General features: G+C 45.7%; 16 protein-coding genes. 13 read left to right on the top strand and 3 right to left on the bottom strand.

What is annotated here, in order from left to right; genetic code table 11:
- From ACY8D0_RS06710 to ACY8D0_RS06760, 11 genes are read left to right on the top strand one after another with little or no spacing between them, the layout of a single operon-like run.
- Positions 1-1,461 carry an adenosylcobinamide amidohydrolase gene (locus ACY8D0_RS06710; protein ID WP_462409698.1) on the top strand — a complete coding sequence of 487 codons (1,461 nt, stop codon included), beginning with the start codon at positions 1-3 and terminating at the stop codon, positions 1,459-1,461.
- 2 nt (positions 1,462-1,463) lie between these two features.
- Entirely contained in the window at positions 1,464-2,429 is a 966-nt protein-coding gene (gene cbiB, locus ACY8D0_RS06715) for an adenosylcobinamide-phosphate synthase CbiB (protein WP_462409699.1), read from the top strand.
- A complete protein-coding gene (gene cobD, locus ACY8D0_RS06720; protein WP_462409700.1) occupies positions 2,404-3,492 on the top strand; it encodes a threonine-phosphate decarboxylase CobD in 1,089 nt (362 codons plus the stop codon). The genes cbiB and cobD overlap by 26 nt, the downstream gene beginning before the upstream one ends.
- Positions 3,462-4,037 carry a bifunctional adenosylcobinamide kinase/adenosylcobinamide-phosphate guanylyltransferase gene (locus tag ACY8D0_RS06725; RefSeq protein ID WP_462409701.1) on the top strand — a complete coding sequence of 192 codons (576 nt, stop codon included), beginning with the start codon at positions 3,462-3,464 and terminating at the stop codon, positions 4,035-4,037. Before cobD ends, ACY8D0_RS06725 begins: the two co-directional genes overlap by 31 nt.
- The gene (locus ACY8D0_RS06730) at positions 4,034-5,542 is read left to right on the top strand and encodes a cobyric acid synthase (protein ID WP_462409702.1); all 1,509 of its coding nucleotides are present in this window, start codon (positions 4,034-4,036) and stop codon (positions 5,540-5,542) included. Before ACY8D0_RS06725 ends, ACY8D0_RS06730 begins: the two co-directional genes overlap by 4 nt.
- The gene (gene cobS / locus ACY8D0_RS06735) at positions 5,539-6,327 is read left to right on the top strand and encodes an adenosylcobinamide-GDP ribazoletransferase (RefSeq protein ID WP_462409703.1); all 789 of its coding nucleotides are present in this window, start codon (positions 5,539-5,541) and stop codon (positions 6,325-6,327) included. Before ACY8D0_RS06730 ends, cobS begins: the two co-directional genes overlap by 4 nt.
- Positions 6,285-6,896 carry a histidine phosphatase family protein gene (locus ACY8D0_RS06740; protein ID WP_462409704.1) on the top strand — a complete coding sequence of 204 codons (612 nt, stop codon included), beginning with the start codon at positions 6,285-6,287 and terminating at the stop codon, positions 6,894-6,896. The genes cobS and ACY8D0_RS06740 overlap by 43 nt, the downstream gene beginning before the upstream one ends.
- Complete coding sequence (locus ACY8D0_RS06745; RefSeq protein ID WP_462409705.1) at positions 6,848-7,297, top strand: bifunctional adenosylcobinamide kinase/adenosylcobinamide-phosphate guanylyltransferase; 450 nt, start codon at positions 6,848-6,850, stop codon at positions 7,295-7,297. Before ACY8D0_RS06740 ends, ACY8D0_RS06745 begins: the two co-directional genes overlap by 49 nt.
- Positions 7,294-7,878 carry a cob(I)yrinic acid a,c-diamide adenosyltransferase gene (locus tag ACY8D0_RS06750; protein ID WP_462409706.1) on the top strand — a complete coding sequence of 195 codons (585 nt, stop codon included), beginning with the start codon at positions 7,294-7,296 and terminating at the stop codon, positions 7,876-7,878. Before ACY8D0_RS06745 ends, ACY8D0_RS06750 begins: the two co-directional genes overlap by 4 nt.
- Complete coding sequence (locus tag ACY8D0_RS06755) at positions 7,853-8,365, top strand: ECF transporter S component (RefSeq protein ID WP_462409707.1); 513 nt, start codon at positions 7,853-7,855, stop codon at positions 8,363-8,365. Before ACY8D0_RS06750 ends, ACY8D0_RS06755 begins: the two co-directional genes overlap by 26 nt.
- Entirely contained in the window at positions 8,362-9,081 is a 720-nt protein-coding gene (locus ACY8D0_RS06760; protein WP_462409708.1) for an ATP-binding protein, read from the top strand. The genes ACY8D0_RS06755 and ACY8D0_RS06760 overlap by 4 nt, the downstream gene beginning before the upstream one ends.
- An 18-nt stretch (positions 9,082-9,099) precedes the next feature.
- Here ACY8D0_RS06760 and ACY8D0_RS06765 read toward each other — a convergent pair whose 3' ends face one another.
- Positions 9,100-11,202 carry a PBP1A family penicillin-binding protein gene (locus ACY8D0_RS06765; protein WP_462409709.1) on the bottom strand — a complete coding sequence of 701 codons (2,103 nt, stop codon included), beginning with the start codon at positions 11,200-11,202 and terminating at the stop codon, positions 9,100-9,102.
- Positions 11,203-11,551: 349 nt separating this feature from the next.
- Here ACY8D0_RS06765 and ACY8D0_RS06770 point away from each other — a divergent pair, with 349 nt between their 5' ends.
- Together ACY8D0_RS06770 and ACY8D0_RS06775 are read left to right on the top strand one after the other, a co-directional pair.
- On the top strand, positions 11,552-11,818 hold the full coding sequence (locus ACY8D0_RS06770) for a phage holin (RefSeq protein WP_462409710.1): 267 nt from the start codon (positions 11,552-11,554) through the stop codon (positions 11,816-11,818).
- 358 nt (positions 11,819-12,176) lie between these two features.
- On the top strand, positions 12,177-13,397 hold the full coding sequence (locus tag ACY8D0_RS06775) for an MDR family MFS transporter (RefSeq protein ID WP_462409711.1): 1,221 nt from the start codon (positions 12,177-12,179) through the stop codon (positions 13,395-13,397).
- 44 nt (positions 13,398-13,441) lie between these two features.
- Here the strand turns inward: ACY8D0_RS06775 and ACY8D0_RS06780 are convergent, their stop codons facing one another.
- Both ACY8D0_RS06780 and ACY8D0_RS06785 read right to left on the bottom strand, forming a co-directional pair.
- Entirely contained in the window at positions 13,442-14,386 is a 945-nt protein-coding gene (locus tag ACY8D0_RS06780; protein ID WP_462409712.1) for an aldo/keto reductase family protein, read from the bottom strand.
- A gap of 79 nt (positions 14,387-14,465) precedes the next feature.
- On the bottom strand, positions 14,466-14,702 hold the full coding sequence (locus tag ACY8D0_RS06785) for a YczF family membrane protein (protein ID WP_462409713.1): 237 nt from the start codon (positions 14,700-14,702) through the stop codon (positions 14,466-14,468).
- Positions 14,703-14,792 lie beyond the last annotated feature (90 nt).

A 14,792-nucleotide genomic window follows, 5' to 3' on the forward strand; every position in this document is an offset into this window, starting at 1 on the left:
ATGCTAAAGCTTCAACATGTGTCGGGGGGCTATTTGGGTGACGCGGTTATAAAAGATGTGTCGTTTGAAGTAGAAAAGGGAGAATTGTTCGGGATTCTTGGTCCGAATGGAAGCGGCAAAACCACCCTGCTAAAAATGATAAGCGGCGTTCTGCCGATTCTGGAAGGGGAAATCTTGATGAGCGGGAAAAGCCTTCAAGATTTTAGTCCGAAGCAACTGGCCCAAAAAGTGGCTGTCCTTTCGCAGCATTCATCGGAATCCTTCTCTTATACGGTAAAAGAAACGGTTTCGCTGGGGCGCTATGCGCATCAAACAGGATTGTTCCAGTCGTGGAGCAAACAGGATGAAGCGGTCGTCCAAAGGGTGATGAACCAGGTGGGGGTGGGGGATTTTCAGGATAAAAACATCCAAGACCTGTCAGGAGGGGAAAGGCAACGGGTTTTTCTGGCACAGGCACTTGCCCAAGAGCCGGAAATCCTCCTGTTGGATGAACCGACGAACCACTTGGATTTATCCTTTCAAAAAGAATTATTGGACCTTTTAAGCCAGTGGACTGCTGAAAATAAATTAACCGTCGTTTCCATTTTCCATGACCTCAACCTGGCTGGCCTATATTGCACCCGCCTGCTTCTCCTTGAAAAAGGCACCATCAATATTCAGCATGTTCCGGCTGAGGTTTTAAAAGAAGAACGTATCAAGGAAGTTTACCAGACCAGCATTCAACAGCATCCACATCCGACTGTTGCCGCTCCACAAATGGTCCTTCTTCCGGAAAATCATTTTTTAGACAGGACGATGGAGATTACAGAAGAAATGCTGTCGATTTCCCCTGGATTGATCACCCTTGAATCACCTGTTGATTTACGGACGATGTCTTCAGGTGTGACGGGTTCTGGAACGGGTTGGCACCGTACCTTCATTAACAGGCATGTAGACAAGGATTATAACTGCGAAGATCATGTCGCGGAAATGAGTGCCTTCTTAAGGGCAAAAGGCTATGAACCCACTGAAACGGTGGGGATGATGACGGCAGTTTTTCTAGAGGACGTTGAGTTTAAGCGGTTAACCGACGATGGGTTTTCGATTCTCGTGGTGGTGACCGCTGGGGTCGGGAATGCCATTGACGTTTCCAAAAGCGAGGCCCATGTTTATGAAATGGTGCCAGGCACGATCAACACCTGGATATTTGTCAACGGCACCCTGACGGATGAGGCGTTTATCCAAAGTATCATGACGGCAACGGAAGCAAAAACAAAAGCGCTCCATGACTTGCAGATTCAGGACCGTGTGACAGGCACGATTGCCACTGGCACTTCTACTGACAGTATACTGGTTGCAGCCACACAAGCCGGCAGGAAATTGGAATTTGCCGGAACGATTACCCCGCTGGGAACAATGATTGGCAAAGCGGTATATCAATGCACAACCGAAGCTGTTCAAAATTCACAAAAAAGGAAATAAACATGTTTATTTATCACTTAATGTCAATAACACTTGCCTACTTGCTCGATATGTTAATCGGGGATCCACCCAATTGGCCTCACCCCGTCAGATGGATAGGATCGTTCATAGCGTTTCTCGAAAAACGATGGAATCAAGGGAACCATAAAAAGCCAAAAGGTGTCGCGATGCTCATCGTAATTTTGCTTACCGTACTGGCGGTCGTTTCACTTATTGTCCTGCTGGCATATCGGTTACACCCATTTGCAGGTGTAGCGGTTGAAGGGATCATAATTGCTTCCACTATCGCGCAGAAAAGCCTGGGAGAAGCATCCATGGCTGTTTATCAGCCGTTAACAAAAGGTGATTTGATAGAATCCCGAAAAAAACTTTCCTATATTGTAGGACGTGATACCGAATCATTGGACGAAGGGGAAATTGCCCGGGGAGCCATTGAAACGGTGGCCGAGAATACAATCGACGGGGTAACGTCGCCTTTGTTTTGGGCATTACTCGGCGGAGCCCCGATGGCAATGGTGTACCGTGCGGCTAACACATGTGACTCCATGGTCGGACACATGAGTGAAAAATATAAGGAATTTGGCTGGGCTTCAGCAAAGTGGGATGATGTCATGAATTGGCTGCCCAGCAGGATGACCGGCATCATGATGCTGGTAAGCAGCCGGCCTGTGGTTGCCAATCGGCGAGACGCTGGGAGGATCCTATTCCGCGACGCGAAAAAGCATCCGAGCCCAAACAGTGGCTGGGGGGAAGCCGCTGCCGCGGCGATACTGGGAATCCAGTTGGGCGGGCTGAATTATTATAAAGGAATAGTATCGGACAGGGCCAAGATGGGTGATCCTTTACAGCCGATTCAAGCCATCCACATCATCAAGGCAAATTCGATAATGATTAAAACCGTGTTATTATTTATCCTGTTTTTATGGTTAGGAGGGACCATTCTTGAAGTTGCCTTTACATGGCTCTAATCCGAAGCATCTATATCAAGCATTGGATATCAGGCTCCCGGAGCGGTTTATTGACTTTAGCGCCAATATTAATCCGCAGGGGCCGCCAAAATCAATCAAAGTAAGCTGGCCTGGATTTTATGAAAAAATAGGAACCTATCCGGATCCGTACGGATTGCAGCTCAAGGAGGCGATCGCGGAGAAAGAAGGAATCCCAATCGATTCGTTATTAGTTGGCAATGGAGGCGCAGAGCTCATCACACTTGTCGGGCGAATGCTGGCAGGAAAAAAAGTATTGATTGTCCAGCCCGCCTTCACGGAATATGAAGCTGCCTGCCGGGCGAATGATTGTGATATCTCTTATTACCAGTTAAACGGGCCGGAATTCGAATGGAACCAGGCGGAATTTTACGCCAAAACATCAGGGGCCGATGCACTGTTTTTATGCAATCCCAACAATCCAACCGGTATCCAATTTTCCACCTCCTTAGTGGTTTCCATCATCGAGAAATGTGAAAAACAGGCATGTACTGTTATTCTGGATGAAGCCTTTTATGATTTTCTGGAAGACTATGAGTCTTTTATCTCGTACATAAACCGATTTTCCAATTTAATCGTTATTCGTTCAATGACCAAAATGTTTGCAATCCCAGGAATACGGCTGGGATATTTGGCGGCATCCCCAGCAGTTATTGCCGGGCTTGGAAGGATGCAGCCGCATTGGAGCATCAACTCTATTGCTTTAGAGGCTGGGGTCCTTTGTCTTAATGATGAACCATTTATCAGCAGAACCAAACAGCTTATCGGGCAGGAACGGGAGCGGCTGTTTGAATTTTTTCAATCCTTCGGGTTTCAGACCTCTGATTCAAAAGTCAATTTCTATCTTTTGAGAGATTCATATTTTGAGGACCAGCTTGAGCTATTTACCTTTCTTTTGCAAAAAGGGATAGTCCCGCGCCATACCTATAATTTTCCTGGCTTGGAAGGAAGATGGCTGCGCTTCGCCATAAAAGGCAAAGAAGAAAACACCCGTCTGATGGAGGTGCTGGTGGAGTGGAGAAAATCCCATCCTTATTCTTTGTAACCGGGGGAGTCCGCAGCGGTAAGAGCAGCTTCGCGGAAAAACTTGCCGGAGACTTGGTGCAAAAAATTGGCGGGCAGTTAACCTATTTTGCTACAGGAGTTCCATCTGATGAAGAGATGATAGAAAGAATTCGAAAACATAAGCTGGACCGGAACATAGGAATTCAGCCATGGAAAATCATTGAGAAGCCAAACATGATAGAAGAGGCGGCCCATCTTATCCTTCCACAAGATATCGTATTGTTGGATTGCATCACGACGCTTTTAAATAATGAACTGTTTTCAAACGGGGAAACGTGGGATTCTTTCCTGTTAAAAGAGGTTCAAGAACGCATTATCACCGGAGTAAGGGCAATCAAGCATCATGCCAAAGCTCTCATTCTCGTAAGCAATGAAGTATTGCATGAACCATTTTCCGGCAACGAACTCGTTCATGAGTATGGACGACTCTTAGGACATCTGCATCAGCACTTTGTCCAAGAAGCAGACTGTGCTTACTTGATTGAAGCAGGGATCCCAATTTTGATGAAGGGGGTGAGGGAATGAAAGGAATCATGATTCAGGGAACGTCCTCCGATGCCGGGAAAAGTTTTATTGTGACGGCCCTGTGCCGAATGTTCGCCAATGATGGATTAAAAGTGGCGCCATTCAAATCGCAGAACATGTCCAATAATTCTTATGTCACTATGGACGGGAAGGAGATTGGCCGTGCCCAGGGAATTCAGGCTGAAGCGGCAAAAACAGAAGCGACAGTTTGGATGAACCCCATTTTGTTAAAACCCCGGTCCCAACAGGAATCAGAGGTTGTCTATCTGGGAAAAGCGATTGAAACCATGTCAGGAAGAAACTATCGCGACTCCTTTTATGAGAAGGGACTCGAGGTAATTAAACAATCACTGAGCCACTTGGAAAAAGAATATAACCTGGTTGTGATCGAGGGAGCGGGCAGTCCGGTTGAAATCAACCTCAAAGACCGTGAACTGGTCAACATGAAGGTGGCGGAACTGGCGGATGTACCGGTTGTACTGGTTGCTGATATCGACCGCGGCGGGGTGTTTGCCAGTGTTGTGGGTACCCTGGAGCTGTTGGAACCTGGTGAACGGCAGCGGGTTGCAGGGGTCATCATCAACAAGTTCCGTGGTGATATCAGTTTGTTTGAAGATGGAATCAAATGGCTTGAAGAAAGAACCGGCGTGCCTGTTTTGGGCGTCTTGCCATATATCGACCATCATATGGTGGACGGGGAGGACTCATTGTCGATCAGCCGGCAATTTTCTAAAAGAGGGACAGGTGCCGTTGATCTGGCCGTTATTCAACTGCCGTTTATTTCTAACTACAGCGACTTGGAGCCGTTTTTATCGGAAGAGGATATAACCGTTCGATGGGTGAAAGATCCGGCTGAATTTGGCGAGCCGGATGCGGTGATTATCCCCGGCACGAAAAGCACAATCGCCGATTTGTTATGGCTTAGGGAAACCCTCCTCGAGCAATGCATTCTCGAGCACATTGGCAAGGGAGGCTTTTCAGTAGGCATTTGCGGAGGCTATCAAATGCTCGGTGAAGTCATCAGGGATGAAGCGGGTTCGGATACCGGGATACCGGATAAACATGTGCAAGGACTGGGAGTTATTCCCGCCAGAACGGTTTTTCATCAAGAAAAACAAACAATCAGGGTTTCTGCACGGTTTCACCCTGGGACAGGCCTGCATGAACCTGAGGTGCTGAATGGCTACGAAATCCATCTTGGCAGAACCGTTTTATCTGAGAGGGGGAATCCTTTTTTCGTCACGGAAGATGGCAGGGAAGAAGGATATTTTGGCAAAGACGGGAAAATAATCGGAACCTATTTGCATCATTTGTTTCATAATGACAGATGGAGGAACCATTGGTTAAACCGAATCCGCAGCAGTAAAGGCCAACATGTCCGGGAGATTAAATGGATCCGGAATGATAAGGATGCAAGCTTTGACCATCTTGCGGAACAGCTAAGGTGCCATTTAAACTGGGAGTTAATCAAAGACATCATTGACAGATGGGGAAGCAAACCATGAAATTTTTTACTGGCCTTTTGATTGGGCTGCAATTTTTTACAGCGGTTCCCATAACCAAAACATTTTCAATGGATGAAGCTCATTTAAAACGTACCGTGCAGGCCTTCCCTCTGCTCGGTCTGCTTCAGGGGATTGTTTATTCCGGAATCTTCTTTATCATTATCAGTTATACGCCTTTTTCACATCTGGCTGCCGCTTTCCTGCTCTGGCTGCTGACGATTTGTTTGACCGGCGGGATTCATCTGGACGGCTGGATGGATGCGAGTGATGCATATTTCTCGTATCAGGATCAAGAAAAGAGATTGATAATCATGAAGGATCCTAGAATCGGGGCATTCGGTGTTCTCTCAGTTATCATTTTACTAAGTACCCGGTTTTTATTTATATACGAAATAACAGGATATGTCCATCCCCTGTTATTCATCTTGATCGCCAGCATCCCGTTTTTGGGAAAAACGGTAATGGGAATCCTGCTTTTAACTGTTCAAGCCGCCAAAAAGGAGGGCCTGGGCCACTTGTTTCAAAGTGCCGCAACAGTAAAAGTCCTTTGGGTTTATCCTATCTATCTGCTCCTGTTATACGTTGCGGTCGTTTTGGTGAATGTGAAGTTTTTATTGGCAGTTGTGTTGGTACTGGTGTCGGCCTGCTGTTTGGTTTTTTCCAGGCGAAAAGCTGTTGAATGCTTTGGCGGGATAACGGGAGATGTGCTAGGAGCTTCTGTGGAAGGAACGGAGCTGGTGTTATGGATGACCGTGTGGTTATTGCATTATTTCGTCATAGTATAACCGTAGAGAATCAGCGCAAAGCGTATTTAGGATGGACCGATTCTCCACTTTGCGGGGATACAAAAGAGCTTGTCACAAACCGAGTGTATGACGGTTATTTTTCCAGTGATTTGATGCGGTGTGTTTTGACGGCAAACCGCTTATTTCCCGGTTCCCGACTTCAATTAATGAAGGAATGGAGAGAAATGTATTTCGGCGAATGGGAAGGACAAACTTACGAGGATCTAAAACATCTTCAGGACTATCAACAATGGCTTGCTAATCCGTTTCTTACCGGTCCGCCACAGGGCGAGTCTTACGAACAGTTCAGCAAACGGGTGGATACTGGCTGGACGAAAACAAAGGCGAATATTCTTGAGGAAAACCTTAAGAGTTGTGCTGTCATCACCCATGGTGGTGTCATTAAGTATTTGTTATCGCGATATGCTCCTGATGAACGTGATTTTTGGAGCTGGCATACACCACATCATGTTGGATTTGAATTGATTTTCACTCGCGAGAGGTTAAGGAGGGGCGCTAGATGCATTTTATTACAGGAGGTGCCTTTAACGGCAAGCGCTCTTGGGTAAAGAAAACCTATATAATGAAGAAAAGCGAAGATTGGATTTCTGCCTACGACCTTGCTTCGCTGCCCATAGACTTGGAGGGTAAACATGATGATTTAGTGGTTTTGGAAGGGATTGAGGTTTGGATTAAAGAATTAATAGAAATACATGAGCCTGACCAAACCCGTGAAATTTGGAATCAATGCTTGACCGAATGGGAGCATTGGGAACAAGCGGAGACACAGCGACGCTTGGTCATTATCGGAACCGATGTCACAAAAGGAATTGTTCCAATCGAAAAACAGCATAGAATTTGGCGGGATGCTGTGGGATGGCTTTATCAAGACTTGGCGGCAAGGGCGGAAAAAGTGGATGTCATTTGGTATGGGCTTAACCAAACATTAAAAGGAGGAAATAATGAATGAGAATTTATACCAGGACAGGGGACAAAGGAAAAACAAGCATTATTGGAGGCAGGGTGGATAAGGATGATGTGCGCGTCGAGGCGTACGGGACAGTGGACGAAGTAAATTGCTTCGTTGGTCAGGCGATGGCAGAACTCGAGCCAGTGCTGTTTAAGGACGTGCTTGATGACTTGGAAAAAGTCCAGCATGAATTATTTGATTGTGGCGGCGATCTCGCCAATATTACCGAAAAGCGGGTTTTAAAGCTTCAACAGGAATCCATCGATTATTTGGAAAGCAGAATTGATGGGTTTATCAAGGAAGCCCCAGAGTTGGAACGGTTTATTTTACCAGGGGGAACAAAGCCTGCCGCGTCCATCCATATAGCCCGCACCGTAACGAGAAGAGCAGAAAGGTTAGTGGTTAAACTGTTAAAGGAGGATCCGCAAACCCCGGAACTTGCCCTGCAATATTTAAACCGTCTCTCGGATTACTTCTTTGCCTTGGCAAGAGTCATCAACTTCCGCTTAAATGTCAAGGATGTGGAATATGTCCGGAGCGCGAAGGTGTTTCGGGATGGGAAACGGAAAGATGAAAAATAAAGGGAAAATGATTAGCTGGCTGGGAATGTTCATCGCGTTGTCAGCCGCTGGAGCGTTTATTAAAGTACCGGCCATCATTGGCAGTGTGGCCCTTGATGTCTTTCCGGCACTGCTCGCCGCAGTCCTTTTGGGAACAGGAGAGGGTGCTGCCGTCGGAGCATTGGGGCATTTGCTGTCAGCGATGCTGGGAGGGTTCCCGTTAGGACCGCTGCATTTGCTGATTGCTGCTGAAATGGCCTTATTGGTCTGGTTGTTCGGGAGGTTATATAAAAATCATAAACTGGTTTCAGGCGGGGTATTTGTTTTAGGGAATTCATTGATTGCCCCAATACCGTTTATCTTTTTGATTAATTTCGGCTTTTTTGTTGGGATGATTCCTTCCTTGTTAATCGGCTCCATTATAAACACTGTCATCGCACTCATATTAGTTCCACGTCTTCGTGCAATAATTGCCCCAGGCTTTTCGGGCGGGGGTGCCAATCGATGAGGAATGCTGTTACGGTGCCAATTGGTGAAGGACAATGTCTAGTATTGGCCTGTGATAACAGTGGCGGAATAGGCATGAGGCAAAATGACGTTGTTCATGTGCCGTACGAGACAGTCGGCTACTATGCCTTTCGTGTGGCCAGCATGGAATGCATGGCAGCAGGAGGGAAAATCATTTCCGTTGTTCTCCATAATTTTTGCGGCAATGAACCTTGGGGAGAACTGGTAAAGGGAATTCGCGCCGGTTTAAGTGAACTCGGTCTATCAGAGGTTCCTGTTACAGGCAGCACGGAAAGCAATTTTCTTTTATCACAATCGGCAATAGGGTTAGTTGTCATAGGAAAAAGGCCGCTTGCCAAGGATACCCAGGCACTTGCATCAGATGGGCTGAACCTAGCGGTATTCGGGATGCCATTGGTCGGGAACGAGGTCATGGAACAGAAGGACCAGGTGGCCCCCTTGGGAATGTTTCGGCAAGTATGCACGTTATCGGACGTGGTAACATGGCCGGTTGGCTCAAAGGGAGTCTTGCATGAGTTGAGACAAATGTTTCCTCATGAAATAATAGAAAAAGAGTCGGTCATAACCGGTGTGGATATTTTAAAATCGTCAGGGCCGGCCACCTGTTTTATTGCGGCATTTCCCGAAAGTCAAGCAGAGTTCATGAAGCAACTATCGAAAGAGCTGTTTCATTCGGTAAGGATCATGAGAAAATAGCACGCCATCGCAGGCGTGCTATTCTTGTGAGCTTTTTATTTTGCCGATTAGTGAATCGACGGCTTCACCGACTTGGTCGATGGTTTGGTTCAGCTTGGCTCTCCACCCAGGTGCTTTTTCTTTTATAACAGAGCCAATTTTATCAGCGTTTTCCTTCAGTTCTTTACTAATTTCTGCAGCTTGGTCTTTCACACTTTTTCCCGGATTATTTTCTCCGGCCAATTGCGCATTAACCGATACCACTTCAAACTCTTCCTTCGGCAAATACTGCACCGATGTCCTCATGATTTCCTTAAAAATCGGCACTACATTCGCAGAACTGGTGCTTGTCAAATAATGTTCACGGTCCGTTTGGTCAAAGCCAATCCAAATCGCACCGACAAGGTTTGGCGTATAACCGACCATCCATTGGTCTTTCGTGCCAGACACGCCACTGAATGGGAGCTGGGTCGAGCCTGTTTTGCCGGCCAGTTGGACCCCAGGTATTTGGGCACGCTTGCCGGTACCGGTCTCAACTACATTCAACAGCATGGAAGTAATATTATTTGTGACCTTTTTTGTGGTTACTTTGGTGGTTTTCGCTTTGTGCTCGGCAATGATATTGTCGGTAGGTCCGACAATTTTGGTGATTAAATGACTGTCATGGCGCTCACCGCCATTAGGAAAAACGGTGTAGGCATTGGCCATTTGCAAGGGAGACACGCCTTTACTCATACCACCCAAAGCGATTGCCAGGTTTTCATCTTCTTTTTCAACTGGTATGCCAAAGCGTTTCAATGAATCCAGGCCTTTGTTCAGTCCAATCTCATTTAACAGCCAAACCGCCGGGATATTTAATGACTCTTCCAATGCCTTGTACATTGGGACTTTTCCTTGGTAAGTCTTGGTGAAGTTTTCCGGTTTGTAATTTCCAAAGGAAATCGGTTCATCCTGCAGCTCCGAATCATAGTCATATCCCTCCTCCAGTGCGGGGGTATACACGGCCAATGGTTTGATCGATGAACCTGGCTGTGCCTTCAATTGGGTCGCCCGGTTAAATCCGCGGAAGACATGCTCGCCGCGGCCGCCCACGAGCGCCCGGACACCGCCGCTTGTCGGGTCCATCAACACCGATCCGCTTTGGACCAGTTCGCCGCCCATTCCTTTTGGAAACAACGAATTATTGGCATAGACTTTTTCAAGCCCGGTTTGAAGGTTTTGGTCCAACTCGGTATAAATCCGGTAACCCCGGGTCATGATTTCATCTTGTGTCAGCCCGTATTTAGATTCGGCTTCATTTAACACGGCATCCACATAATAGGGGAATTTTCGCTCCACGTTGCTGCCGCCGCCATCATGAAGGGTAATTTTTTCAGCTTTTGCCTGTGTGTATTCGGCATCACTGATCATGTTCAATTCCTTCATTTTTGCTAAAACAACATTTCGGCGCTGAATGGCTTCGTCATAATTTTTGTACGGGTTAAGATAGTCAGGGGCATGAAGCAGCCCTGCCAATAGTGCTGCTTGGCTAATCGATACATCTTCAATATTTTTATTAAAATATTTTTTGGACGCATTCCCGATTCCCCATGCGCCGCCCCCAAAATAAACTTGATTCAGGTACATCTGCAAAATTTCATTTTTTGTATACACTTTTTCAATTTTAACGGCTAAAAATAATTCTTCCGCTTTCCGTTTATAGGTCCGCTCCGGTGATAGCAGAGCATTTTTGGCAAGCTGCTGGGTGAGCGTGCTGCCGCCGCCAGTAATCTGACCGGCAAACAAGTTTCCAAAAAACGCCCGGGCTATTCCTTTGATATCAAACCCATTATGTTTGTAAAACCGCTCATCTTCAATGGCGACTACTGCGTTTGGCACATATTTCGGGAGCTCCTCAATCGTAACGCCCTTGGTCCGATTGGTCGCCACGTTGGATGCGACCTCGCCGTCTTTATCGTAAATAACGGTAGGCTGGCTTAGTCCTTCTTTCAATGATTGGACATTCGCTCGTGTTGCCAGCCATGCAAAGTAAATAATCGTCGATAAGACAACGACTAGAATAATCAAAAGGAATATTTGAGTAAGGTGCCGCTTTTTCCAGAATCGGATAATCATTTCCCATATTGGTCGTAGTTTCTCCATTATATCTCCTTGCCTTCTATGGAATGGTGATTTTACTATTATAGAATTTCTATCCGCAAAAGACCAACAAAACCCATTGTTGCACCTATTTTACCCACATTATAAAAATTTTACCAATTTGAAAAAATGCCTTTTTTAATATCAAAATACTGACTGATATTGGCAAGGTGATAAGTAGATCTTATAAAAATAAATAAAGATATACTAATTTCATTATCGCTTAATCGATGGTAATCTTTTCTATGCAGCTGGTGCATGAAATGAAATAAACATAGGTACCTGTGGACAACCATTTCTTTCCACCGCATATGTTAGTAATGAGACCTTATGCAGGAAAGGGGATGGAAAGATGATTAACTGGAAGGTCCGGTTTAAAAACAAAACTTGGGTTTTGGCCTTTTTATCACAGATGTTTATTGTTGCGCAATTTGTCCTTGCAGGGTTAAATTCACTGGGAATCACCGATTTCCAACTGACGGAAACGATTCAAAATTCCATCCTGACATTGGTCAATGCCGTTTTTGTTTTGCTCTCCTTGTTGGGAATTGTTCAGGACCCGACAACAAAAGGCTATCGGGACAGTGTCAGGGCATTAAAATATAAAGACCCGAATTAATCGAAAGAGGCCGGCTCATAGAGGATTAGAACCTTTTCCAATGAGTGGCCTCTTTTGACTGAAAGATAAGAAAGTATATTTTTACTTCGAGAATTGTCCAGCTCCAGCGCCTAGTGTCCTTCGCTCTCCGCCTACGATAAGTCAAGCACGAATGCGCTATCGCTCTTCGTGTTTCCTTTACCTCAGTTGGAGAGCACCATAAGGAAGGCATCGGCAGCATCGGCATCGCACAAACAAAAAGCGGAGGCCATAGGCCGCTGACCAAGGAGCTTTCGATTTTCTTACAGGAAATTCTTTACTTTTAAATAAAAACATAGTTAACTAGAAAAAGCAGTCTTTGAAAGTGTGAGGGTTACATATGAATAAATTAAAACAATATATTCGCCAGTTCCATCCAATTATTTGGGCGTTGCTCATCGGGACTGTGTTATCAAGAGGCTCAGCTGTTATGACACTCCCATTTTTGTCGCTCTATTTATCCAGGAATATGGACATTTCTCCCGTCATTATTGGTTTGACCGTGGGAATGAGTCCGCTGATGGGGACAGTCGGCGGCTTCATCGGCGGGCACTTGTCAGACCGGTTTGGCCGAAAACCGGTAATGCTGACCGCCTTGTTTATGTTAGCATTCGTCTATTATGGATTTATTGCCGCGAACGATCCAGGCTGGTTTATCCTGCTAAACGCGCTAAACGGTTTGAGCAATTCGTTTTTTGAGCCTACCGCCCAAGCCTTGATGGCCGATTTAACCGAGCAGAAAAACAGGATGAAGGTATATTCCTTACGATATACAGCCATTAATGTTGGTGCATCCGTCGGCCCTTTATTAGGGGCTTACTTGGCCAACACTTCGGCAAAACTCTCATTTGCCATTACAGGTTCTACCTATCTATTATATGGAATCGTTCTGTTCATCCTCATGCGGAACATGGCGATTACAAAGAACGGTGCCAATAAAAAAGTAACATCATTTATGGATGCCTTCCATATCATCAGGACCGATAAAGCACTAAGGTATTTAGTGGCCGGGATTATTTTAATAAATATCGGTTATTCCCAAGTGGATTCCAATTTCCCACAGTTTTTAGAAAAGAATATCGAAAACGGGGTGTACCTATTCTCGATATTACTGACGATTAACGCCGTAATGGTAGTGGTGCTCCAGATGCCAATCAGCCACTTGGCTGAAAAGCTCACCATGATGCAAGGCATGATCGTGGGGTCCCTGTTTATGGTTGGGGGATTGGCTGGATTTGGTCTTGTTCATGGCTGGGTGACAGCTATCTTGGCGATGATCCTATTTACCCTGGGGGAAATTTTAATCTTCCCATCGAATAGCATGATGATTGACCGGCTTGCACCGGAACACTTACGGGGAACTTATTTTGGGGCGGGACAGTTCCGGAAGATTGGCAATTTTGCCGGACCCATTATTGGCGGTTCGTTGTTAAGTCATTTTGGCGGACACGCGATGTTCTGGACCATTTCCTTCGTTGCCCTGTTCAGCGTTGTCTTTTTTGCGACGGGGAACCGAACCTTCATGCGCAGCCAATCCTTAAGTGAAGGGAAGGCAACTTAAATGAAAATGCCTCCGGGACCAAACCCAGAGGCATTTTTATTTTATTATTTTAAAATTTCTTCGATTCTTGCTAATGTGTCATCGCTCAACTTGACACCAGCGGCTTTTACGTTTTCTTCGACTTGTTCCGGACGGCTGGCACCCACTAGTGCGCTGGCAACGTTTTTCTGTCTAAGAATCCAAGCCAATGCCAAAGTCGGCAGACTGATGCTATTATCAGCAGCAACTTCCTTAAGCGATTCGACACGGTCTAAGTTGGCATCTGATAACAATCCGCCAAGAGCTTTGAAATTCTCTTGTGCGGCACGGCTTCCTGCAGGAGCTGTCGCACCTTTTTTGTATTTGCCGGTTAACACGCCTTGGGCTAATGGAGACCAAACCACTTGGCCAATTCCATGCTTTTCGCTTACCGGAATCACTTCTTTTTCGATGTATCGCTGCAGCATGCTGTATTGCGGCTGGTTTACGACAATCCGGTCAAGCAGCTTCTTATCGGCAAGATGTACGGCTTCGGTAATCTGTTCGGCCGTCCACTCACTGACACCCAAATAAAGGACCTTCCCCTGACGAACTAAATCGTCCATTGCCCGCAGTGTTTCCTCCAGTGGGGTTTCTTTATCAAAGCGGTGGCAATAATAAATATCCACATAATCCGTGTTTAAGCGCTTCAGGCTTGCATGCGCCTGTTCCATGATATGTTTGCGTGATAAGCCGCGGTCATTCGGGCCGTCTCCCATTGGCCAGAATACTTTTGTTGCTAAAACATAGGAATCGCGCTGATATTTTTGAAGAGCTTTCCCCACAACAATTTCTGCCTCACCGCGCATGTAAACGTTGGCAGTATCGAAAAAGTTAATGCCGAGGTCATATGCTTTATCGATTGAAGCGGTTGCATTTTGTTCCTCTACATAACCGCCATATGTAAGCCAGCTTCCTAAGCTGATTTCGCTGACCTTTAAGCCTGTGTTGCCTAGACGACGATATTCCATGTGCATTCTCCTCTTAAAAAGTTTCGTAATACAAAATAAAAATACTACACTCTCACTCTTATGTCTAATAAAAGATTTGTTAATTCTTATTCGCTGACTTGCGCTTTCTCTTTTTTATAAAAGTATAAAGGCTCTCCATGAGGAAAGAACCTGTAAAAATAAAGATTATGACCAATTCAGCTGGCTCAATGACCCGAAATGGATCAAGGGCTTTTAGAACGAGCTTGGATGGTTCGACACCCATTAATATATCTAAATACATAATAAAACTGAGTAATCCTCCTGCGAGAATTACGGAAACCAACAAGATTTTCATGGGCGTCACCTTCCTGTGTTGTTCTAAATATTTTCTGATGGCTGGCTTTTCCTTATACATAAGAAGAATGGATAAACAAGCAAAGGTTGG

The organism is Neobacillus camarae (assembly GCF_054950115.1).

Excerpts from the sequence above, each read along its gene's own strand:
- ACY8D0_RS06710 (WP_462409698.1), top strand. The coding sequence starts at position 1 with ATGCTAAAGCTTCAACATGTGTCGGGGGGCTATTTGGGTGACGCGGTT.
- cbiB (WP_462409699.1), top strand. The coding sequence starts at position 1,464 with ATGTTTATTTATCACTTAATGTCAATAACACTTGCCTACTTGCTCGAT.
- ACY8D0_RS06730 (WP_462409702.1), top strand. The coding sequence starts at position 4,034 with ATGAAAGGAATCATGATTCAGGGAACGTCCTCCGATGCCGGGAAAAGT.
- cobS (WP_462409703.1), top strand. The coding sequence starts at position 5,539 with ATGAAATTTTTTACTGGCCTTTTGATTGGGCTGCAATTTTTTACAGCG.
- ACY8D0_RS06740 (WP_462409704.1), top strand. The coding sequence starts at position 6,285 with ATGGATGACCGTGTGGTTATTGCATTATTTCGTCATAGTATAACCGTA.
- ACY8D0_RS06745 (WP_462409705.1), top strand. The coding sequence starts at position 6,848 with ATGCATTTTATTACAGGAGGTGCCTTTAACGGCAAGCGCTCTTGGGTA.
- ACY8D0_RS06750 (WP_462409706.1), top strand. The coding sequence starts at position 7,294 with ATGAGAATTTATACCAGGACAGGGGACAAAGGAAAAACAAGCATTATT.
- ACY8D0_RS06755 (WP_462409707.1), top strand. The coding sequence starts at position 7,853 with ATGGGAAACGGAAAGATGAAAAATAAAGGGAAAATGATTAGCTGGCTG.
- ACY8D0_RS06760 (WP_462409708.1), top strand. The coding sequence starts at position 8,362 with ATGAGGAATGCTGTTACGGTGCCAATTGGTGAAGGACAATGTCTAGTA.
- ACY8D0_RS06765 (WP_462409709.1), bottom strand. The coding sequence starts at position 11,202 with ATGGAGAAACTACGACCAATATGGGAAATGATTATCCGATTCTGGAAA.
- ACY8D0_RS06770 (WP_462409710.1), top strand. The coding sequence starts at position 11,552 with ATGATTAACTGGAAGGTCCGGTTTAAAAACAAAACTTGGGTTTTGGCC.
- ACY8D0_RS06775 (WP_462409711.1), top strand. The coding sequence starts at position 12,177 with ATGAATAAATTAAAACAATATATTCGCCAGTTCCATCCAATTATTTGG.
- ACY8D0_RS06780 (WP_462409712.1), bottom strand. The coding sequence starts at position 14,386 with ATGGAATATCGTCGTCTAGGCAACACAGGCTTAAAGGTCAGCGAAATC.
- ACY8D0_RS06785 (WP_462409713.1), bottom strand. The coding sequence starts at position 14,702 with ATGAAAATCTTGTTGGTTTCCGTAATTCTCGCAGGAGGATTACTCAGT.